Consider the following 21,327-nt stretch of genomic DNA (forward strand, 5'->3'; position numbering starts at 1 on the left):
GCAGGCACCATCGGAAGTACGAGCAAAAATACCCGCCTTTCGGCACGGGGCGCACGCCATCACCGGCCCCCCCTCCTCGCGCAGCTCCGACAGCCACTCGCCCAATTGTCGCCGTCCCATCGCGGCGGCCCGGGCTCGCGGCACACGATCATTCGTTCGCCGAGCGGGCTTGCCTGATGCGGCGCAGCCGCCATCGGCACCGACGACCGCAAGGCAGGGCCGGGGCCGCGAATCGAGCCAGTCAATGGAAGACGCCGGACACCGGGGCACACGACACAAGCCTGGCATGCGCGTCCGGGTCTTTGGCCGCGAGCAATGCGACGGCCGGAAAAACGACAAGGATCGACCGCACGACGCCGATCGGTCGATACCGCCCTAACGAGTCGTCGGACTTTGCATATCGAAAATAGATCGTTCGTGCCGCATCGCAAGCCGGATACGCTTTCCGCGCCGTGCAGCCCGTGCCACGCTCATCGACGGAACGATGAAAGGGTGCGGCCCATTCGACCATTCGACCATACCGCACCATTCGATGAGTTTTCTTCACCACGCGCGCCTCGTCGCATTCGCTGCCTCCGTCGGCCTGCTGGCCGGCTGCAACGGGGACAGCGTCGACAGCTCGGGCGCTTCGCCCGCCGCGACGGAAAATGCCGCAAACAGCGCCACGCTGTTCACGCTCCCGCTGTACCAGTTCTACGCAACGCGACAGAGCTACATCGCTCAGGGCCTCGCGCCGAATACGTTTCTGCACAATCGCCAGCTGTCCGATGCTTCGTCGACCTCGGTGACGAAGCCCAATCACGACACGCTGTATTCCATCGCCATGCTTCAACTGGACGCGGGCCCTGTTCAGATCGACACGCCCGCCAGCGGCACCCGCTACTTCTCGCTCGCGCTGATGGACGCCTATACGAACAACTTCGCGATTCGCGGCACGAGCGCCGACAACGGCGTCGCGAAAGTCTTCTGGGTCGTGGGGCCGAACTGGCAGGGAACCGCCCCGGCAGGCATCACCGTGCTCCGCTCGTCGACCAACGCGGTGTGGGCATTGGCGCGGACTTACGTGAGCGATGCGAACGATTATCCCGCGGCGTGGGCCGTCCAGAATCAACTGGTCGTGTCGCGACCCGCCGGAACCGGTGTCGCGGCGTGGGACAGCGTGGACACGCAAAAGCCGCCCGGTTATGCCAACTGGCCATCGTATTTTCAGTACGTGAACCGGCTCTTGAAAAAGAGTCCGCCGACGCCGCAGGATACGGCCGTGCTGACGAACGCGCTCGACGTGATAGGCATAGGCCCGACGCAGACCTTCAACCCGTCGTCTGCCGACGCGGCATTGATCGACGCAGGCGCGGCACAGGCGCTGGCGAGTCTGACGGGCGGCGGGACGCAGCAAGCCGCCGCCCAGACGAGTACCGACGCGAATGGCTGGACAGGCGGTCCGGCCGATGTCGGCAACTATGGAACCCAATACACGCTACGGGCGCGCGTTGCGCTGAACGGCCTCGGTGCGCTGCCCGGCAGCGAAGCGATTTACTACACGAGTACGGGAGCGGCGAACGCGTCGGGGGCGAATTACGACGGCAACGGCGTCTATCAGATGACCTTCCCGGCGGGACAGCTTCCTCCGGCGCGCGCCTTCTGGTCATTGACGCTGTACGGCGGCACGAACCAGGCGCAGGCATTCTTTTATCCGAATCCCGATCGAATCTATGCGCTGTCCTATCCGGCGTCGAACTTTCAGTTCGCGAGCGACGGCTCGCTCGTGCTCACCATCAGCCATGTGCGACCCGCGGGCGTACCCGCCAGCAACTGGCTGCCGGCTCCCGCTGGCGCGTTCAATCTGACGCTGCGCACCTACCTGCCGGACACCCCGCTCCTGAACGGAACCTACAAGCTGCCGCCGGTGATACGCGTTCAGTAAGGCCTCCCCGCGCGAGCCGGAAAACCGGCACCTCTGCGCCGAGAACCATGAAAAACCCGCGATCGCGTTCGAGCCGTCGCGGGTTTTTCGTTCCGGCGGCCGCGCGCCGGCGGTTCCTGTCGTATTGTTTGCTGCCACTCCGCTCGCCGGGCATCGCAAGGTCGAGCCTTGCCGGCGATCATCCCCGCAGTCACGCACCGCACACGAATCGAACGCACAAACAACAATGCCCGCACGAGGCGGGCATGGTTGTATGTTTGGCGGAGCGGACGGGACTCGAACCCGCGACCCCCGGCGTGACAGGCCGGTATTCTAACCGACTGAACTACCGCTCCTTGGTCTGGCTGAATCGGGAAACTGGTGGGTGCTGAGGGGTTCGAACCCCCGACCTACGCCTTGTAAGGGCGCCGCTCTACCAGCTGAGCTAAGCACCCGTTTCCGATTCGTTCTGACTGCGATCTGCGTTTCCGCATCAACAATCAGCGAGCCCGCAAGTTTAATTCATCCCCGATCATTTTGCCAAGCCTGAACGCTAATTTTTTTAAGCGCCGACGCATGCGTTTTCGATGCGCATAAAAAAACCCGCGGACACGCCGCGGGTTTCGTGAGCCACCGTCAGCAACGACGGCGCTCAGGGTCTCAGTGCTTGACGACTTCCGTCGAGCCGGCATCCTTCGCCGCCTCGCCGACCGGTGCTGCCGCCTTCGCTTCTTCTTCCGGCGGCAGCGGCGTCGGCGAACGCTCGAGCGCGAGTTCCAGCACCTTGTCGATCCAGCGGACCGGCACGATCTCGATCGCGTTCTTCACGTTGTCCGGAATGTCCGCGAGATCCTTCACGTTCTCTTCCGGAATCAGCACGAGCTTGATGCCGCCGCGATGCGCGGCCAGCAGCTTTTCCTTCAGCCCGCCGATCGGCAGCACTTCGCCACGCAACGTGATTTCGCCCGTCATCGCGACATCGGCACGCACGGGGATACCCGTCAGCACCGACACCAGCGCGGTCGTCATCGCACCGCCTGCGGACGGACCGTCCTTCGGCGTCGCGCCTTCCGGCACGTGAATGTGAATGTCCTGCTTCTCGAACGCTTCGTCCTTGATGCCCAGACGCCGCGAACGCGAGCGCACGACCGAACGCGCAGCCTCGACCGACTCCTTCATCACGTCGCCGAGCGAACCCGTGCGGATCACGTTGCCCTTGCCCGGCATCACCGCGGCTTCGATCGTCAGCAGATCGCCGCCGACTTCCGTCCACGCGAGGCCGGTAACCTGACCGACCTGGTTTTCCTTCGCCGCGAGGCCGAAGTCGTACTTGCGCACGCCGAGGAACGTGTCGAGGTTCTCGCCGTCGACCTTGATCGCGCCCGATGCCTTCTTCAGCAACAGCATCTTCACGACCTTGCGGCAGATCTTCGACACTTCCCGCTCGAGCGAACGCACACCGGCTTCACGCGTGTAGTAGCGGATGATGTCGCGGATCGCCTGCTCGGTGACCTCGATCTCGCCGTCCTTCAGCCCGTTGTTCTTCTTCTGCTTCGGCAGCAGGTAACGCTGGGCGATGCTGACCTTCTCGTCTTCCGTGTAGCCCGACAGACGAATCACTTCCATCCGGTCGAGCAGCGGCGGCGGGATGTTCAGCGAGTTCGACGTCGCGACGAACATCACGTCCGACAGGTCGAAGTCGACTTCGATGTAGTGGTCGGCGAACGTGTGGTTCTGTTCGGGATCGAGCACTTCGAGCAGCGCCGACGACGGATCGCCGCGGAAATCCATGCCCATCTTGTCGACTTCGTCGAGCAGGAAGAGCGGATTGCGCACGCCGACCTTCGCGAGGCTTTGCAGGATCTTGCCCGGCATCGAACCGATGTACGTCCGGCGGTGACCGCGGATCTCGGCCTCGTCACGCACGCCGCCGAGCGCCATCCGGACGAACTTGCGGTTCGTCGCACGGGCGATCGACTGGCCGAGCGAGGTCTTGCCGACGCCCGGAGGCCCGACGAGGCACAGGATCGGCGCCTTGACCTTGTCGACGCGCTGTTGCACCGCGAGGTACTCGAGGATCCGTTCCTTCACCTTCTCGAGGCCGAAGTGATCCTCGTCGAGCACCTGCTCGGCGTTCGACAGGTCGTTGTTGACCTTGCTCTTCTTGCGCCACGGCAGGCCGATCAGCGTGTCGATGTAGTTGCGCACGACGGTCGCTTCCGCCGACATCGGCGACATCAGCTTCAGCTTCTTCAGCTCGGCATCGGCCTTTTTCTTCGCTTCCTTCGGCATGCGCGCGGCGTTGATGCGCTTCTCGAGTTCCTCGAGATCCGCCCCTTCCTCGCCTTCGCCGAGTTCCTTCTGGATCGCCTTGACCTGCTCGTTCAGGTAGTACTCGCGCTGGCTCTTTTCCATCTGGCGCTTCACGCGCCCGCGGATGCGCTTTTCGACCTGCAGGATGTCGATCTCGGCTTCGAGTTGCGCGAGCAGGTGCTCGAGGCGCTCGATGACCGGGAACATTTCGAGGATGTGCTGCTTCTGGTCGAGCTTCAGCGGCAGGCGCTCGGCGATCATGTCCGCGAGGCGGCCTGCTTCGTCGATACCCGACAGCGACGTGAGGATCTCCGGCGGGATCTTCTTGTTCAGCTTCACGTACTGGTCGAACTGCGACACGATCGCGCGACGCAGCGCTTCCGTTTCGGCGCTGTCCGCGTGATCGGGCTCGAGCGGCATCACGTCGCAGGAGAACTGCGTCTCCTGTTCTTCGATCGACAACGCCTTCGCGCGCTGCAGGCCCTCGACGAGCACCTTCACGGTGCCGTCCGGCAGCTTCAGCATCTGCAGGATGTTGGCGATACAACCGACCTCGTACATGTCCTTTTCGGTCGGTTCGTCCTTGGCCGCGGTTTTCTGGGCGACGAGCATGATGTGCTTGCCGCCTTCCATCGCTGCTTCGAGGGCCTTGATCGATTTCGGCCGGCCCACGAAGAGCGGAATCACCATGTGCGGGAAAACGACGACATCCCGCAGCGGCAGCAGCGGGAGCGTGATGCGTTCCGGCGGAAGAAGTTGGGTGCCTGACATTTCATTTCCCCATGAGTGGAATCAATTGTTCGGTAATTGAGGCCGCCACAACGAATTGCAAGCCTTCAAGTGCGGGAAATATTCGGTAAGAAAGTAACCACCGCGTGTCGAGTCAGAGTTACCCACAAGATAAACGAAAAAAAGCCGCCCACGGTCTCATGAACGGCCTTTTTCGCTGAACATCGTCGGCAAGCCGGTCAGTTCGAACCCGCCACCTTCGGCGTGTCCTCGTAGATCAGCAAGGGCTTGCCGTCGCCATCGATGACGTTCTCGTCGATGATGACCTTGCTGACCCCTTTCATCGTCGGCAGCTCGTACATCACGTCGAGCAATGCCTGTTCGATGATCGAACGCAAACCGCGCGCGCCGGTCTTGCGGCGGATCGCCTTGCGGGCGACTGCCTGCAGCGCGCCCGGCCGGATTTCCAGCTCGACGCGCTCCATCGCGAACAGCTTGTGATACTGCTTGACGAGCGCATTCTTCGGCTCGACCAGGATCTTCATCAGCGCGGCTTCATCGAGCTTGCCGAGCGTCGCGACCACCGGCAGGCGGCCGATCAATTCGGGGATCAGACCGAATTTGATCAGGTCTTCCGGTTCCGTTTCACGCAGCACCTCGCCCGCGTCGCGTTCCTGCTTGCTCTTGACCGTCGCGCCGAAGCCGATGCCGGTTTTCTCGGTGCGATCGGTGATCACCTTTTCGAGACCGTCGAACGCGCCGCCGCAGATGAACAGGATGTTGGTCGTGTCGACCTGGATGAAATCCTGGTTCGGGTGCTTGCGGCCGCCCTGCGGCGGCACCGACGCCATCGTGCCCTCGACGAGCTTCAGCAGCGCCTGCTGGACGCCCTCGCCCGACACGTCGCGCGTGATCGACGGGTTGTCCGACTTGCGGCTGATCTTGTCGATTTCGTCGATGTAGACGATCCCGCGCTGGGCCTTGTCGACCTCGTAGTTGCAGTTCTGCAACAGCTTCTGGATGATGTTCTCGACGTCCTCGCCGACGTAGCCGGCTTCGGTGAGCGTCGTCGCGTCGGCAATCACGAACGGCACGTTCAGCAACCGCGCGAGCGTCTGCGCGAGCAGCGTCTTGCCGGAGCCCGTCGGGCCGATCAGCAGGATGTTGCTCTTCGACAGCTCGACGTCGTCCTTCTTGTCGAGGTGCTTCAGGCGCTTGTAGTGGTTGTACACGGCCACGGCGAGGATCTTCTTCGCGCGCTCCTGGCCGATCACGTACTGATCGAGGATGTCGCGAATTTCCTGCGGGCTCGGCAGATCCGACCGCGACAGGCTGGCCTCGACGCCGGCGGCAGCCGCCTCGTCGCGAATGATCTCGTTGCAGAGGTCGATACATTCATCGCAGATGAACACCGACGGGCCCGCGATGAGTTTTTTCACCTCATGCTGGCTCTTCCCGCAAAACGAGCAATACAACAGCTTCTCGCTGTTCGAACCTTTTTTGTCCGCCATGAATGTAGAGCCTCCGGACAGGTAAATGACATGATACGCCGAATGCTCCGGACGCCGCGCCTAGGGCGCGACCGGAGCCGGCCGGATGCGCTTGCCGCAGATGCTCGGCGCGTGCGGAACATCGCCGGGGCGCCGCGCGAATCGGGGCGGCACCCCACTTAAGGTCACGGGCGCTTCAGCAGCACCTGATCGATCAGCCCGTACGCTTTCGCGTCTTCGCTCGACATGAAGTTATCACGGTCGGTGTCGCGCGCGATGCGCTCGACGTCCTGACCCGTGTGTTGCGCGAGCAGCTGGTTCAGCCGCTCCTTCAGGTAGAGGATTTCGCGGGCCTGGATCTCGATGTCGGACGCCTGGCCGCGCGCGCCGCCGAGCGGCTGGTGGATCATCACGCGCGAGTTCGGCAGCGCGAAGCGCTTGCCCTTCGCGCCCGACGCGAGCAGGAACGCGCCCATGCTGGCCGCGAGCCCCATGCACAGCGTCGACACGTCCGGCTTGATGAACTGCATCGTGTCGTAGATCGCCATGCCGGCCGACACCGACCCGCCCGGGCTGTTGATGTAGAGGCTGATGTCCTTGTCGGGATTCTCGCTCTCGAGGAACAGCAATTGCGCGACCACGAGATTGGCGGTCTGGTCGTTCACTTCGCCGACCATGAACACCAGGCGCTCCTTCAGGAGACGCGAGTAGATATCGTACGAACGCTCGCCGCGGCCGCTCGTTTCGACAACGATCGGCACCAGCCCCAGCGCTTGCGCCTCGAAACCCTGCGGCGCGTTCGAAGCAAGCATGTCCAGCAATTCAGCGCGAGTGATCATTCAATGAACCTTGTTCGAATGGAAAATTGAACGGAAGGAAGCCGCCCGCTCAATCGCCATATTAATGGCAACCGTGCGCTTGACGTAAAAACGGCGTGCGGGCCGTCGCTCCGACAGCCGGCACGCCGCTAGAGCAGCACTTACGCTTGCGCCGATGCGCTCGCGAGTGCCTCGAAGCTCACTTCCTTGTCCGTCACCTTCGCCTTGCCCAGCACGAAATCGACGACGTTGCTTTCAACGACGAACGCTTCCATCTCGGCGAGGCGCTGCTGGTTGGAATAATACCAGCGGACCACTTCCTTCGGGTCTTCGTAGCTCTTCGCGAACTCGTCGACTTCCGCGCGGATCTGTTCCGGCTTCGCTTCCAGGCCGTTTGCCTTCACGAGTTCGGCCAGCACGAGGCCCAGCTTCACGCGACGCTCGGCCTGCTCGGCGAACATTTCCGCCGGGATCGGCGCGTCCTTCGCGTTCGGCACGCCGCGCTGCGCCAGATCCTGGCGAGCCATTTCGACGAGGCGTTGCTGGTCCTGCTCGATCAGCGCCTTCGGCACCTCGAGTTCGGAGATCTTCAGCAGCGCGTCCATCACCTGGTTCTTGACGATCGACTGCGTGCGGCGCTTCGCTTCGCGCTCGAGGTTTTCCTTGATCTCGGCGCGCATCTTCGTGAGGTCGCCGTCTTCGATGCCGAGCGACTTCGCGAATTCGGCGTCGATTTCCGGCAGGTGCGGCCACTCGATCTTCTTCATCGTGACCGTGAACTGTGCCGTTTTGCCGGCGACGTCCTTGCCGTGGTAATCCTCAGGGAACTTCAGGTCGAACGTGCGTTGTTCGCCGACCTTCAGGCCCAGCGCCGCCGTTTCGAATTCCGGCAGCATCCGGCCTTCGCCGAGCACGAACGGGAAATCTTCGGCCGTGCCGCCCTGGAACGCGACGTCGTCGATCTTGCCGACGAAGTCGACCGTCACGCGGTCGCCGCTCTTCGCCGCGGTGTCCGCGCCGCCGTCGCCGTGCTCGCCGGCTTCGCCGCGGGCGTGGAAGTGCACGCGCTGCTTGCGCAGGATGTCCAGCGTGCGGTCGATTTCGGCGTCGCCGATCGACGTCGTCGAGCGCTCGACTTCAGCCGTCGCCAGATCGCCGATCTTCACTTCCGGGTAGACCTCGAACGTCGCGTCGAACGCGTATGCGTCCTCGGCCTGTTCCTGCTTCGGCTCGAAGCTCGGCTGGCCGGCGACGCGCAGGTTTTCCGCGCGGCTGATCGTGAAGAATTCCTGGCCGATCTTGTCGCTCAGCACTTCCGCCTCGACCTGACCCGCGTACTGTTGCGCGACCATCTTCAGCGGCACCTTGCCCGGGCGGAAACCCGGCATGCGCACGTTCTTCGCGAGTTTCTGGATACGGGCGTCGATTTCCTTCTGCACCGTGTCTTTCGGCAGGGAAATCGTCACGCGGCGTTCAAGCTTGCCGAGGTTCTCAACAACGTTAGCCATGGCTTCAATCGTCCTAAAATTATTCGAGCGAATCGGGTTTTCCTTGCCGTGCCTGCCTGCGGCCGCGGTGCGTCGCACGCGCTCGCCGCGCCGGAGCGCCACGCCATCCCTGCACGCGCCGGATGGCTAGCGCAAGCGGCTCGGAGCACGGCTTTGGCCGGAAGAATCGACTATTCTAGCAAACAATTTTCCTCGTACCGCCAGATCAGCACGTCGCACCTGCATCCCCGCCGGGCAGACAGCCCCTCGCACCGCAATGCGAGCGGATCGCGGCTATGCCGAACGCCGTATCCTCCCCAGCCCCGCCATCCTGTAAGCTCCAATGGAGCGTGACCCGCCATGACGGTCCCGCCATTCTTCACACCAATCACGCCTTCCGGAGACACCATGCCGCAACACCCGTCCGCGCCTGTCGTCGTCATCGCGCCCGATTCGTTCAAAGGTTCGCTTTCCGCCGAACAGGTCGCGGACGCGATCGCCACCGGCATCCGCCGCGCGCGGCCCGACGCGGTCGTGCGCTGCTGCCCGATGGCCGACGGCGGCGAAGGCACGCTCGACGCGATGCTGGCGGGCGGCGGCACGCGGCGCACGCTGCGGGTGGCCGGCGCGTCGCTCGCGGCACGCGACGCGGCGGTCGGCGTGATCGACGCGCGCACGGCGATCGTCGAGACGGCCGAGATCGTCGGCATTACCGACGCAGTCGGCATGAGCGTGCCGGTCGACGCGCGCAGCACGCGCGGAATGGGCGAGGCGATCCGCGCGCTGCTCGACGACGGCGTGCGCCGCTTCTTCGTCGCGCTCGGCGGCAGCAGCACCAACGACGCGGGCGCCGGCCTGCTCGCCGGCCTCGGCCTGCAGTGCTTCGACGCCGGCGGCCAGCCGGTCGAGCCCGTGCCGTCGCGGCTCGCGGATATCGCGCGCATCGACGCGTCGGCACTCGACCCGCGCCTGAAGGACACGGAATTCGTCGGCATGTCCGACGTCGACAACCCGCTGACGGGCGCGCACGGTGCGACCGCCGTGTTCGGCCCGCAAAAGGGTGTGACGCCCGAGCAGGTTGCGACCCTCGACGCCGCGCTCGCCCGCTTCGCCGACCTGCTCGAAACCGCACTCGACCGCCGCGGCCGCGACCTGCCGGGCGCGGGCGCCGCCGGCGGCCTCGGTTTCGCGCTGCACATGCTCGGCGCGCAGTTCGAAGCGGGCGCCGAAGTCGTCGCGCGCCAGGTCGGACTCGACGCCGCGCTCGCCGGCGCCGACTGGCTGATCACCGGCGAAGGCCGCTCCGACGTGCAGACGCTGCACGGCAAGGCGCCGTTCATCGCGTGTCGTCACGCGCGGGCCGCCGGCGTGCCCGCGTCGCTGCTGTCGGGCGCGGTCGATCCGGCCGCGCTGCCGCGCCTGTCCGAGCATTTTTCCGGCTGCTTCTCGCCGGCTCCCGGGCCGATCACGCTCGACGTCGCGATCCGCGACGCGGCCAATCTGCTCGCGAACGAAGCGGAACAATTGACGCGCCTGAAATACGGTGCACACTGACCGTTGACCCGAGCGTGCGATACAGGAACAATCGGGCCCGCCCTTTTTCTTCAGGATTCGACATGAAAGGCCGTCAAGCCGGGCTCGATCAGTTTCTGACCTATCGCCTCCATGCGCTCACGAAGCGCTCCGACCGCGGGATCGGCGAGGTGTACCGGCACAAGCTCGACATCTCGCTGCCCGAGGCGCGCGTGATCGCCGCCGTCGGTGCGTTCGGTCCGTTCTCGATCATGGATCTCGCGCGTCACACCAATCTCGACAAGAGCCAGGCAAGCCGCGCAGCCGAGGCGCTGTTGCGCCAGGGCCTGCTCGAGCGCAGCGCGAGCGAGGAGGATGGCCGGATCGTGCTGATCGCGCTGACCGCCGACGGCCGCGCGCTGCACCGCAAGATCATGCCGATCGTGCGCAAGTGGAACGACGGCCTGCTGGCCTGCCTGTCCGACGGCGAACGCCAGACGTTCAAACGGCTGCTCGACAAGGTCGTCGCGCACGCCACCGAGCGGGACGACTGAGCCGAATCAGGAGCGCCGCGCCAGCCCTATTGATCCGACGAATTCGACGGGCCGCCCACGTTGCTTGACCGGCAACGCGGGTGGCCCGCTTTGCGTCATGCGGCGGGCGCGGCGAACGTCCCGCGCTTCGCCGCTGCCGTGCGGCGGCGCCTGGCGGCGCCCGGCACGCGCTAGAGCCCGCTGTTCGCCGCGCGCTGGCGCAACAGTCCGAGCACCGCGTCGCAGTACGGGGTCGGCACGCCAAGCTTGCGGCCGAGCTCCGGGAATACGCCGAGGATCGGCCCGATCTCGAGCGACCGTCCTGCCTCGACATCCTGCAGCATCGACGTCTTGAACGCGCCGAGCTTGCGCGTGACCGCGATCCGCTCGGGCCCGCTCATCCCCGTGGACAGGCCGAGCTTCGCGCCGATCGCGGCCGCTTCCTCCATCATCCGCAGCGCGAGTGCCTGCGTGAACGGATCGTCGAGCAACTGCTCGGCCGTCGACCCGGTCAGCGCACTCAGCGGATTCATGTTCATGTTGCCCCACAGCTTCGTCCAGATCTCGGCCCGGATCGCGGGCGTCGACTCGACGTCGAAACCGCCCGCCGCAAGCGCCGCGGCAAACCGCGCCGTGGCCGCGGCGAGCCGCTGATCCGGCGCGCCGACGATCAGCCGGTTGCCGCGCCCGCGGCGCACGACGCCCGGCGCGTCGGTACTCGACGACAGATGCACGACGCAGCCGATCGCCTGCGCGGGCGGCAACGCGGCGGACACCGCGCCGGCCGGGTCGACCGCATCGAGCGGCACGCCGTCGAGCGAGCCCGCGAGCCCGTGCGTGAACCACCACGGCAACCCGTTCATCGCCGCGACGATCACGGTGTCGGGCCCGACCAGCGGCGCAATGCGCGCAGCCAGCGCCGGCAGCGCCTGCGCCTTCAGCGCGATCACCACGTAGTCCTGCACGCCGAGCGCATGCGCATCGTCGCTCGCCCGCACCGGCACCGACGCGGCATCGCCGCCTTCGTCGATCACGCGCACGCCGTGCGTGTTCAGCGCGTCGAGCGTCGCGCCGCGCGCGTATGCGCTCACGGTCATGCCGGCCCGCGACAGCGCGGCCGCGAGCAATCCGCCGATCGCACCGACACCGACCACCGCCGCGCGCACCGACCCTGAATTCGTGTCGTTCATGATGGAATTCCGTCTCCTGGGAGCTGACGAGCATAACGCTCAATAGTTGTGGGCACAACCATTTACACGGGAATGGGCCACACGCCCCCGCTCGCGCTCGTTCGCGTCAGCGCGGCACGCCGCCGGCATCGAGGGGCGCGTCGTCGGCCACGCCGCCCGTGGCGCTCAGCACGCCCGCGATCTGGCTCTTGTCGTGCATGCCGAGCTTGCGGTACGCGCAGCGCAGGTAGTGGCGTACGGTGGTCGGCGAAATGGCCATCTGTTGCGCGACCTCCTTGTGCGACCGCCCCGCGCCGTAATAGCGGATCGCCGCGAGCTCGCGCGGGCTCAGCCGGTCGAGCAGCGAGCGCGGCCGCGCTTCGATCTGGAACAGCCCCGCGACGGGCACGCACTGGATGCGCAGCGCGTCGCCGACGAAAGGCTGGCCCGACTGGCGCCGCAGGTGCGCGACGAGCGGCTCCGGCACCCGCGCGCCGGCCCAGGCCGGCCACTCGGTGCGCAGTACGTCGTCGAAACCGTGATCGGCATGGTGGAGCACCCCGAAGCTGTCGCACAGCGCGCGCGCCGCCGGCGCCGCCGTCTCGGCGCGCTCGCGCGTGAGCTGCGCGGCGCGATTGATCGTCAGCGCGGCCGCGAGGTGCGGAATCACCTCCTCGAAGCGACGCGCATCGTCGTCGCCGAACGGACGATTGAGCCCCTGCCGGTAAATCGACATGAACGTCGTCAGGCCGAAACGGCGATCGAGCGTGGATACGCACATCAGCTGCGCGAGCCCGTACTTCACGCACCAGTCGCGAAACCGCGCATCGAGCCCGGGCTCGACGACCGTGAGCCGCACCGCGCGACCAGGCGCGCCGTGCAGCGTGCGGTGCGCGAGCGGATCGCAATCGCGCACGCGCTTCCAGTCGATGAAGAACGCGTGCGGCAAACGGTACAGGAAGCTGTTGTGCATCACGGGGCCGGTCGGCGCGTGGGTCGCGACGCCGGTCCACGCGGCGTCGAACGGAATGAGCGCCTGCAGCAGCGAAAAAAACCGACATTCGAATTCGCCGATGCCGGATTGCGCGGCCACGGCGTACAGGTCGAGCAGCATGAGGCCGAGTTCGCGCTGTGCCGCGTCGCCGCGCGTGACGCCGTCGAAATCGGCGCGCCGGGACGGCAACGGCGGCCACGCGAATTCGTCGAGCACGATGGCGGCCGGTACGTCGCGCAGCGCGTCGAGATCCTGCCCGATATCCGTCGTGATCCTCACCTTCCGCTCCCCTGCCCGATCGGGCTGCTGATGTGCGCAACGGCACCGGCCGATTATAGCCAGCGGCTTTTTTGGCGGGCCACGGCGCCGGAACGGGCGCCAGCCCCATCCATTTGAACGGTGCACGGCACGTTGCTGCTCCGCAGCACGCCGCTGCGCGGCTTCGCTCCGCGCCGACGCCGTGCACCGCGGGTTTTCCGCACCGTTCATCTGGACGACTGTTCGACGGTTTTCCCGCTGCGGACACTGCGTCGCGACCACACCAACGACACACCGATGCAGCACGGCATGGAGAACCCCACGTGACGAAATCCCGCTTCATCCGCACGGCCGCAGCCACCGCGACGCTTGCCGCGTGCAGTGCCGCCGCGCAGGCGCAGTCGGCCCTCACCCTGTACGGCGCGCTCGACGCCGGCGTGCAATACCTGACGCATGCCGACGGACGCCACTCGGCCGTGCAGTTGCAGAACTACGGCATCCTGCCTTCGCAGGTCGGGATCAAGGGCCACGAGGATCTCGGCGGCGGCTGGCGCGCGCTGTTCAAGCTCGAACAGGGCCTCAACGTCAACGACGGCACCGCGACCGCACCGGGCTACGCGTTCTTCCGCGGCGCGTACGTCGGCATCGCGGGGCCCGTCGGCACCGTCACGCTCGGCCGGCAGTTCAGCGTGCTGTTCGACAAGACGCTGTTCTACGACCCGCTCTGGTACGCGTCTTACAGCGGCCAGGGCGTGCTCGTGCCGATGCAGGCGAACTTCATCGACCATTCGGTGAAGTACCAGTCGCCGACGTTCGCGGGTGTCGACGTCGAGGCGCTCGCCGCGACGTCCGGCGTCGCCGGCAATACCCGCGCCGGACGCGTGCTCGAACTCGGCGGCCAGTACACGAGCAACGGGCTGTCGGTCAGCGCGGTGCTGCATCAGGCGCACGGCGACGTGTCGGCGGCCGACGACGCGTCCGCGCGGCGCCGCGAACTCGGTACGCTCGCCGCGCGTTATGCGTTCGCCACGCTGCCGCTCACCGTCTATGCGGGCGTCGAACGCCTGACCGGCGACCTCGATGCGGCGCGCACGATCGTCTGGGGCGGTGCGCGCTACCAGACGTCGAGCGGGATCGGCCTGAACGCGGGCGTCTACCACACCGATTCGCACACGCCCGCCATCGGCCACCCGACGCTGTTCATCGCGAGCACCACGTACGCGCTGTCGAAACGCACCGTCGCGTACGTGAACCTCGGCTACGCGCGCAACAGCGGCCAGAGCTCGCAAACCGTCTACGAGTACGACCCGACGCCGCTCGCCGGCGCGTCGCAGTTCGGCGCGATGGTCGGCATGTACCACCTGTTCTGACTTCCCCCAACGAGATCCCGCCATGAAAACCCTGTCCCCGGACGCCGCATGCTCGCCCGACGGCCGTGCGCCGGCCTTCGCCCGCTCGACGCTCGCCGCGCTCGTCGTGTTCGCGGCCATCACGCCGCTCCTGCTGCTCGTTGCACCGGCCGTGGCCGGTCAGCTCGCGACGCAACTCGGCTTGTCGGCGTCGCAGATCGGCACCTACTTCTTCGTCGAACTCGGTGCGTTCAGCCTCGCGACCGTGCCGTCGTACCTGTGGCTCGGCCGGGTCGACGCGCGCCGCGTCGCCGCCTTCGCGATCGCGCTGTTCGGCGCGGGCAACCTGCTGACCGCACTGTGGATGCCCGGCTTCGCCGCGCTGCTCGCGCTGCGGGCCGTCACCGCGCTCGGCGGCGGTTCGCTGATGGTGCTCTGCATGACGAGCGCGGCGACGAGCGAGAACAGCGACCGTGTGTACGGCCTGTGGGTCGTCGGCCAGCTGATCGCGGGGGCGATCGGCCTGTTCGTGCTGCCGCACGTGTTCGCCGCGTTCGGGCTGCGCGCGCTGTACGTGGCGCTCGCCGGGCTCGCCCTGCTCGCGGCGCCGTTGTCGCGCGGCTTTCCGTCGTCGCTCGGTACGCGGACGGCAGCCGCGCGCACCGCACGCGGCGATGCGATGCAGACGCCGCGAAGCTGCGTCGTGCTCGCCATCGGCGCGGTGCTGACGTTCTATCTCGCGATCGGCAGCGTGTGGACGTTCGCGAGCCGCGCGGCGGCCGACGCCGGGCTCGATCCGCAGTCGACCGGCAACGTGCTCGCGATCGCGAGCGTGATGGGGATCGCCGGCGCGGCGCTCGCGTCGTGCGCGGGCGGCCGGCTCGCGCGACGCGCGATGCTCGCGGCCGGTTACGCGCTGCTCGCGGCGTCGCTCGTCGCGCTCGCCGCGATGCATGACACCGGCGGCTACAGCGCGGCGATCTTCGCGTTCAAGTTCGCGTGGACGTTCGTGCTGCCGTTCATCCTCGCGACGGTCGCGCAGATCGACACGTCGGGCCGGCTCGTCGCCACGCTCAATTTCGTGATCGGCGCCGGCCTTGCCGCCGGCCCGCTGCTTGCCGGGCTGATGCTCGACGCCGGCAGCACGATGCGCACGTTGTTCATCGCCGCGACAGCCGTCGCGATCGTGTCGTTCGCCGCGCTGCGCCATATCGATCGCCGCGCGCGCGCCTCCGCTTCCCCCCAACCGTGACAGGTCACGCATCCATGAATCGCACTGCCTTCTTCACCGACGAACGCACCTTCTGGCATACCGGCGGCACGCACGCGCTGTTCTTCCCGGTCGGCGGCTGGGTCCAGCCGCCGTCGAGCGCGGGCTACGCGGAATCGCCCGACTCGAAGCGCCGCTTCCTGTCGCTCGTCCAGGCATCGGGCCTGGCCGCGCAACTCGACCTGCGCGGCGCCGAGCCGGCGACGAGCACCGACCTGCTGCGCATTCATCCGGCGCACTATCTCGACGCGTTCCGCGCACTCAGCGACGCGAATGGCGGCGACCTCGGCGATCTCGCGCCGTTCGGCAAGGGCAGCTACGAGATCGCCGCGCTGTCCGCCGGCCTCGCGATCGCGGCCGTCGATGCGGTCGTCGGCGAGCGCGCGGCCAACGCGTTCTCGCTGTCGCGGCCGCCCGGCCACCACTGCCTGCGCGACCGCCCGATGGGCTTCTGCATGCTGGCGAACATTCCGATCGCCATCGAGGCCGCGCGCGCGAAACACGGCATCGAGCGCGTCGCGGTGATCGACTGGGACGTGCATCACGGCAACGGCACGCAGTCGATCTACTACGATGACCCGGACACGCTGACGATCTCGCTGCACCAGGACCGCTGCTTTCCGCCCGGCTACAGCGGCGCGGACGATCGCGGCGAAGGCGCGGGTATCGACGCGAACCTGAACGTGCCGCTGCTCGCCGGCAGCGGCGACGACGCGTATCGCTACGCGTTCGAGCGAATCGTGCTGCCTGCGCTGGAGCGCTTCCGGCCCGAGCTGATCGTCATCGCAAGCGGCCTCGACGCGAGCGCCGTCGATCCGCTCGCGCGCATGCAACTGCATACCGACAGCTACCGGTTCATGACGCGCGCGGTGAAGGAGGCCGCGCAACGCCATTGCGGCGGGCGGCTCGTGATCGTCCACGAAGGCGGCTATTCGGAGGCATACGTGCCATTCTGCGGACTCGCGATCGTCGAGGAACTGGCCGGCATTCGCACCGACGTCGCCGATCCGATGCTCGATCTCGCGATCGCCCAGCAGCCGGGTGAACGGTTCGTCGCGTTCCAGCGCGCGCTGCTGGACGAACTGGCTGCGTCGTTCGGGTTGTAACGCGCGGGAACGGACGTGACGGGGCCGGCCCGCGCCGGCCCTTGCGCGATCCGTGCGGATGGGGTTTCCTGTGCCTTTACCCCTGTTCCGGCTCGAGGCCGCACTCTTCCGATGAAATCGTCCCCGCGCGATGACAACGACAACACCAGAACGCGCCGCCAGCCGTCGAAGCTGGTCCTGAACATCGCCGCCGTCACGGTCGGCCTCATCACGTTCGCGATCGGCGCGGCGTGGGTGATCTACAGTTGGGTCGTCGATCGCGAAGCGCAGTATTTCGCCATTCCGCTGGTGTTCTCGGTGCCGGTGATCGTGGCGGTCGCGATCCGGAGTTTCTGGGAGTAGGCGCGCCTGGTACCGGGCTTGTTGCAGATGAAGCGGCGAACCCCGCGATTCGCTCGCACGCCGGTCACAGGCCGGGACGCGGGCACGGATTGGGCGCCGCGCCCTGATATCCGCCGACGACGGCACCCAGTGCGGCGCCAGCGAGCGACGTGCCGAGCACTTTCAGCACACCCTCGGTCGACAACGGCTCGCCGTTCAACGTCATCCGCCCGGAATACGCGGAGCATGCCGACGGCGATGCAACCGTCTGCACGGGCCTCGCGCTCCATGCGACGTTGTCGGCCGGCGTATTGGCCATGGCCGGCGCGGACAGCATCAGCGCCAGAACGGAAATCGGGATGTGTAGGATGTTCTTCATCGGCGGCCCCTCGGTGTATTTGCGCTTCTTGTATTCGATCGCGATATGACACATTACACGCGACCGAATTTCCGTGTGCGTCCATATGGACCTGCGTCCCGGCAAGAAAAACGGCCATCAAACGAAAAAAGCGCTGCGGTCAGTCGACCGGCAGCGCTTTTTTGGGGAACCGCCCCTTGACGGGTGCGTATCCGACTTCTGGTGCTGAGGCCGGCGACACAGCCGGCATGATCATTTGGCTCGTTTGGATTTGCCCCGCTCTTCCATTTCTTCGAGCCTCAGGCGTTCTGCCAACCTCAACGACCGATTTCCTTCCTGGTAGATGGCTTTCTCTTCGGCGTAGTACGCATTACCCATCTTGATGGGAGGCGTACGGATCATAAAAAAGCCCGCTCGCGTTTGGCACGAGCAGGCAAGGAAGCAAATCAGTATTCAAGGTACAAGGCTGTCCAGAAAGACCTCTAACTTCGACTCAGCAAGCAACGTGTCCGCCATCTGAACGCCCATAAAACAGCGTCACATCCGTCACCAATTTGAATTACTCGTCGCAAATGGGGAAATTTCGCCGATAAGCCCCTGAAGGGTTGAAATATTACCAACAATAATAAATCTTCTTAAAGAATGCCAAGAATTATCAGCTATCGTCGCAGAAGGATCAGCCTTACCAACCATGGTGAAATATGACAACTCATTCGTCGATCCAAATCGATGACTCAAATAAAATGCCGTATCGAAATTTGAATAAATGGCCATACACACACCCTGCCCAGGATTATTCGTGGCGTTTGGTATAGAGCAGAGAATCACCGCCTTCCCGATTCCAGAATAATTTACAAGGGCAGGCCACTGGGTAACGTCGTTAGTGTAGATGCCATTTACAGAAACCGAGTATGGTGATATTCCAGAATTTGTATCTGCATAATATGCGTAACGCATAAATGAGGCAGTCGCAAAAATTGCCGGCAATTCAGACGCGTATTGAATAATATCCTGCCCACCGGCCAATTTTTGAATTGACATATCAACCGCCATCGCCTCCTTTGGAAGAGATACGCCATCTCCAATGGTAACGCCAAAATTAAACTGATACGGCAGCAGGGCACCATTTCCGGCACATCCTTGGTCTCCGCTACTGGGATCATTATAATTCCGAGGCTGCACGCCCAGCAAAATTCCGTTTTGAGCGGGCACCCCAATTGAGGCCCCATTCCAATTCTCCAAAGTTCCGTTCAGGAGCGATGGATTCCCACGACAGTCTCCGCCTTGCGTTGGATTATAGGCGTTACCCTGCGCACTTCTGGCGGTCATCTGAAAATCAGCACCAGCGTTATCGTGCGGCACTGCAGTAGCACCCAATATTTTGAAATTTGTTATCATTGGGTAACCATATCCATCAAGCTCGACATGGATTACGCCATTATCTTTTGTATATGTCTGGCAGATTCCAGAGACATGAATAAAAACCAAAGACAAAAAAATCGCCAGTTTTTTCATTGCCTCTCCCTCGCATGAAGATCACCCGCCCCAAGCGGTCACTCAAAATTTAACTTCTTAACACCGATCAAATCAAGACAAATCGATCAAACGCAAGCCACAAGAAATTCTAGAAGCAATATAAAGTATCGACCTTTGGTAAGACACGACCGCTGCAATGCATTTCTACTCCGCTCCGACCATCTGGTCAAGGTCACTTACACGAATAGCACGATCTGTTGATAATCGCGCGGAATTCGCGCAACTAGGACACGGCCTGCCAATGATCAGTGAAGAGAATAATCTCATCTTGACGTATCTTGTCCGGCATTCGTGAAAATCCTGCTAAGTACGTTTTTGGAGCAATCAAAAGCTACTGTGGCTCCGTAACCATGGCCTCCGCTGGATAGAGCCGGAGCATTGCCCGCGCCGCTTCGACGTTCGACGTCGTCAGCCACTCCTCCCAGTCGTCCGGCCGCAGGATCACGACCGACCGCTTTTCCTCACCTGACCGGTGCATGTGCATCATGATCGGGTGTCATGGACTCAATGTCGTTGTATCGCACGAATTTGTCCGATAGAGCCAACAATCTTCGTCTATAAATCTCCGTAGCACCTTTGGTGCACGCCCCGTAGGGACACCACGAGGTGCGAATAACAATTCCTCATTCACGCACGGAGATCAAGAATGAAAAAAATCCTTCTGGTTGGCCTGCTTCTGTCGACATCGATCTTTGCGATGCAAGCCCACGCGTCCTGTAATCCAACTGGGTCCAAGTATGTGCAGTGCGCGTGCGCCAAAAACCCTCACTCGATCAAGCAAACGATCTGGACCGACGAAAAAGGTCAACAATGCAAGGTGACATCCGAACCCTGTTCATGCGAGTCGGTGACTAGCACACCCAACACCGGGGCGCCGCATACAGGAGCTCCGAATACTGTCATGAGCGGCAGCAACTAGAGGTACAGGGACGGTCGATAAGCCTGCGTGGCCGCCCCATAGATGCAGCGTCACAACGATAGACACGACGACATCGCCGGCGTACAGGGGCAGTTGCGCCGGCTGATGCATCTGCTGCGCGAGGAGATGCGGCGCGCGGGCATGCGGTGATCGTCGCTCAGTTACCGGTCGTTTGCCACCACCACATGTCCGTTTGGTCAATAACCAATCCGGCGCCGAAAAATACCTCGATCATCGGCAGCCAGGTTGAGTTGTTGCCAAATTCATTCCGCAGAAAACCTGCCCCTCCATTGTACTTGTAGCTTGCCGGGGTAGGCTTATAGGTTCCATTCGCACCAAGTGACGCGAAGTGTTGCCAGGTGCCATTGCTCAAACTGGTCCACGGCATCTGATAAACGTCCATTGTCGCCTCATCGTTTATACGATTTGTGACCATATAGACATTTCCGCCATTGTAGTCAAACGCGAAATCGGCTTCGGTGATGAAATTCCCTATCACACCAGACTCTGAGACCTGGAACTTGTATTGCAGGTGCACCCCGTCTGTCGAGTAGTACAAGTGGTAGTGCTGAGGCGACGAGTCGAGCTTCTGCAGGACGAACAACCACACTGCAGACTTCCCATCCGCGCTTATTGCAGACTGCTCGCCAATTCCATACTCCGCCGACGAAGTACGCAATATCGGGAACGGCCACTTCCGCCAAGTGACCCCGTCATTGGAATATGCAACCCCGACACCGTTATCAATTCCCCCATTGGTAGAATTATCAGTCCCGGTGTAGTACATCAAATACGAGTAATGCGCCCCACTACCATCAGGATAGGTAAAATCCCCCATGATCACCGATGGGTCGCACACAAATACAGAATCCCATGACCCACTCACACCTTCCGCAAGAACCTGCGTCGTATCCGTAATAATCTGCTGCGTGTTGGCATTGATTGAGCGGTAAAGAATAACGTCGCTCGATGCCCCGCCCGCACACCACCACATTTTCTGCGTCCCGTCCGCCAGCATGATCATGCTGGGAACATAGTTGTATCGATTGTTTGGTCCCTTCTGAATCAGCATCCCAGACTGATCCGCATAAGCGCTTGTGCCCACCGCCGACGTAAGCAGAAACGTCAACCACACTGCGAACTTTCTAGTCGTCATGACGGGTCCTTGTCATTGCGGTTGCCTGGCAGGTAATTCCCCAGCCCATGCAACTGCGTCATCGTCGCGCAGGTTGCAGATGTGAAAAGCCCCGCTCGGAGCGGGG

At 63.9% G+C, this 21,327-nt stretch carries 16 protein-coding genes, 2 tRNA genes and 1 pseudogene; 7 read left to right on the forward strand and 12 right to left on the reverse strand.

Annotation, left to right across the window (positions count from 1 at the left end; genetic code table 11):
- The first annotated feature begins 532 nt into the window (after positions 1–532).
- Positions 533–1,924 carry a DUF1254 domain-containing protein gene (locus VXM69_RS29815; RefSeq protein ID WP_367189684.1) on the forward strand — a complete coding sequence of 464 codons (1,392 nt, stop codon included), beginning with the start codon at positions 533–535 and terminating at the stop codon, positions 1,922–1,924.
- 258 nt (positions 1,925–2,182) lie between these two features.
- Here the strand turns inward: VXM69_RS29815 and VXM69_RS29820 are convergent.
- The 6 genes from VXM69_RS29820 to tig form a co-directional block, all read right to left on the reverse strand.
- Positions 2,183–2,259, reverse strand: a tRNA-Asp gene (locus VXM69_RS29820).
- A gap of 23 nt (positions 2,260–2,282) precedes the next feature.
- A tRNA-Val gene (locus VXM69_RS29825) sits at positions 2,283–2,358 on the reverse strand.
- 205 nt (positions 2,359–2,563) lie between these two features.
- Positions 2,564–4,987 carry an endopeptidase La gene (gene lon / locus VXM69_RS29830; protein WP_012328699.1) on the reverse strand — a complete coding sequence of 808 codons (2,424 nt, stop codon included), beginning with the start codon at positions 4,985–4,987 and terminating at the stop codon, positions 2,564–2,566.
- Between the two features lie 197 nt (positions 4,988–5,184).
- Positions 5,185–6,456: an ATP-dependent Clp protease ATP-binding subunit ClpX gene (gene clpX / locus VXM69_RS29835; protein WP_006489345.1), complete on the reverse strand. Its 1,272-nt coding sequence runs from the start codon at positions 6,454–6,456 to the stop codon at positions 5,185–5,187.
- Between the two features lie 164 nt (positions 6,457–6,620).
- Positions 6,621–7,274: an ATP-dependent Clp endopeptidase proteolytic subunit ClpP gene (gene clpP, locus VXM69_RS29840; RefSeq protein WP_010092137.1), complete on the reverse strand. Its 654-nt coding sequence runs from the start codon at positions 7,272–7,274 to the stop codon at positions 6,621–6,623.
- A gap of 140 nt (positions 7,275–7,414) precedes the next feature.
- On the reverse strand, positions 7,415–8,761 hold the full coding sequence (gene tig / locus VXM69_RS29845) for a trigger factor (RefSeq protein WP_367190226.1): 1,347 nt from the start codon (positions 8,759–8,761) through the stop codon (positions 7,415–7,417).
- A gap of 387 nt (positions 8,762–9,148) precedes the next feature.
- Here tig and VXM69_RS29850 point away from each other — a divergent pair, with 387 nt between their 5' ends.
- Together VXM69_RS29850 and VXM69_RS29855 are read left to right on the forward strand one after the other, a co-directional pair.
- Positions 9,149–10,294: a glycerate kinase gene (locus VXM69_RS29850; protein ID WP_367189685.1), complete on the forward strand. Its 1,146-nt coding sequence runs from the start codon at positions 9,149–9,151 to the stop codon at positions 10,292–10,294.
- Positions 10,295–10,356: 62 nt separating this feature from the next.
- The gene (locus VXM69_RS29855) at positions 10,357–10,806 is read left to right on the forward strand and encodes a MarR family winged helix-turn-helix transcriptional regulator (protein WP_367189686.1); all 450 of its coding nucleotides are present in this window, start codon (positions 10,357–10,359) and stop codon (positions 10,804–10,806) included.
- 170 nt (positions 10,807–10,976) lie between these two features.
- Here the strand turns inward: VXM69_RS29855 and VXM69_RS29860 are convergent, their stop codons facing one another.
- Positions 10,977–11,975, reverse strand: coding sequence for a 2-dehydropantoate 2-reductase (locus VXM69_RS29860; protein ID WP_059561755.1), 999 nt, complete (start codon positions 11,973–11,975; stop codon positions 10,977–10,979).
- A 106-nt stretch (positions 11,976–12,081) separates the two neighbouring features.
- Complete coding sequence (locus VXM69_RS29865) at positions 12,082–13,227, reverse strand: response regulator transcription factor (protein ID WP_367189687.1); 1,146 nt, start codon at positions 13,225–13,227, stop codon at positions 12,082–12,084.
- A gap of 302 nt (positions 13,228–13,529) precedes the next feature.
- Between VXM69_RS29865 and VXM69_RS29870 the strand changes: the two genes are divergently transcribed.
- From VXM69_RS29870 to VXM69_RS29885, 4 genes are all read left to right on the forward strand, one after another.
- Positions 13,530–14,576 carry a porin gene (locus tag VXM69_RS29870; RefSeq protein WP_034188774.1) on the forward strand — a complete coding sequence of 349 codons (1,047 nt, stop codon included), beginning with the start codon at positions 13,530–13,532 and terminating at the stop codon, positions 14,574–14,576.
- Positions 14,577–14,598: 22 nt separating this feature from the next.
- Complete coding sequence (locus tag VXM69_RS29875; protein ID WP_069245659.1) at positions 14,599–15,807, forward strand: MFS transporter; 1,209 nt, start codon at positions 14,599–14,601, stop codon at positions 15,805–15,807.
- A 14-nt stretch (positions 15,808–15,821) separates the two neighbouring features.
- Positions 15,822–16,931: a class II histone deacetylase gene (locus VXM69_RS29880; protein WP_124608921.1), complete on the forward strand. Its 1,110-nt coding sequence runs from the start codon at positions 15,822–15,824 to the stop codon at positions 16,929–16,931.
- Between the two features lie 111 nt (positions 16,932–17,042).
- A complete protein-coding gene (locus VXM69_RS29885; RefSeq protein ID WP_034188777.1) occupies positions 17,043–17,273 on the forward strand; it encodes a hypothetical protein in 231 nt (76 codons plus the stop codon).
- A 64-nt stretch (positions 17,274–17,337) separates the two neighbouring features.
- Here VXM69_RS29885 and VXM69_RS29890 read toward each other — a convergent pair whose 3' ends face one another.
- From VXM69_RS29890 to VXM69_RS29905, 4 genes and pseudogenes are all read right to left on the reverse strand, one after another.
- On the reverse strand, positions 17,338–17,631 hold the full coding sequence (locus VXM69_RS29890; protein WP_124608922.1) for a hypothetical protein: 294 nt from the start codon (positions 17,629–17,631) through the stop codon (positions 17,338–17,340).
- Positions 17,632–18,156: 525 nt separating this feature from the next.
- Entirely contained in the window at positions 18,157–19,125 is a 969-nt protein-coding gene (locus VXM69_RS29895) for a hypothetical protein (protein WP_124608923.1), read from the reverse strand.
- Positions 19,126–19,477: 352 nt separating this feature from the next.
- Positions 19,478–19,639 (reverse strand): annotated as a pseudogene (locus VXM69_RS29900) (DUF159 family protein); the annotation flags it as partial.
- Positions 19,640–20,222: 583 nt separating this feature from the next.
- Positions 20,223–21,137: a hypothetical protein gene (locus tag VXM69_RS29905; RefSeq protein WP_141727503.1), complete on the reverse strand. Its 915-nt coding sequence runs from the start codon at positions 21,135–21,137 to the stop codon at positions 20,223–20,225.
- Positions 21,138–21,327: the final 190 nt, after the last annotated feature.

The sequence above is a fragment of the Burkholderia sp. Ed8 genome, assembly GCF_040761425.1.
Taxonomy (GTDB): Bacteria; Pseudomonadota; Gammaproteobacteria; order Burkholderiales; family Burkholderiaceae; genus Burkholderia; species Burkholderia seminalis.

Coding starts and splice junctions, on each gene's coding strand:
- VXM69_RS29815 (WP_367189684.1), top strand. CDS start 533: ATGAGTTTTCTTCACCACGCGCGCCTCGTCGCATTCGCTGCCTCCGTC.
- VXM69_RS29875 (WP_069245659.1), top strand. CDS start 14,599: ATGAAAACCCTGTCCCCGGACGCCGCATGCTCGCCCGACGGCCGTGCG.
- VXM69_RS29890 (WP_124608922.1), bottom strand. CDS start 17,631: ATGAAGAACATCCTACACATCCCGATTTCCGTTCTGGCGCTGATGCTG.
- clpP (WP_010092137.1), bottom strand. CDS start 7,274: ATGATCACTCGCGCTGAATTGCTGGACATGCTTGCTTCGAACGCGCCG.
- VXM69_RS29850 (WP_367189685.1), top strand. CDS start 9,149: ATGCCGCAACACCCGTCCGCGCCTGTCGTCGTCATCGCGCCCGATTCG.
- VXM69_RS29895 (WP_124608923.1), bottom strand. CDS start 19,125: ATGAAAAAACTGGCGATTTTTTTGTCTTTGGTTTTTATTCATGTCTCT.
- lon (WP_012328699.1), bottom strand. CDS start 4,987: ATGTCAGGCACCCAACTTCTTCCGCCGGAACGCATCACGCTCCCGCTG.
- VXM69_RS29880 (WP_124608921.1), top strand. CDS start 15,822: ATGAATCGCACTGCCTTCTTCACCGACGAACGCACCTTCTGGCATACC.
- clpX (WP_006489345.1), bottom strand. CDS start 6,456: ATGGCGGACAAAAAAGGTTCGAACAGCGAGAAGCTGTTGTATTGCTCG.
- tig (WP_367190226.1), bottom strand. CDS start 8,761: ATGGCTAACGTTGTTGAGAACCTCGGCAAGCTTGAACGCCGCGTGACG.
- VXM69_RS29860 (WP_059561755.1), bottom strand. CDS start 11,975: ATGAACGACACGAATTCAGGGTCGGTGCGCGCGGCGGTGGTCGGTGTC.
- VXM69_RS29855 (WP_367189686.1), top strand. CDS start 10,357: ATGAAAGGCCGTCAAGCCGGGCTCGATCAGTTTCTGACCTATCGCCTC.
- VXM69_RS29885 (WP_034188777.1), top strand. CDS start 17,043: ATGAAATCGTCCCCGCGCGATGACAACGACAACACCAGAACGCGCCGC.
- VXM69_RS29905 (WP_141727503.1), bottom strand. CDS start 21,137: ATGCTGATTCAGAAGGGACCAAACAATCGATACAACTATGTTCCCAGC.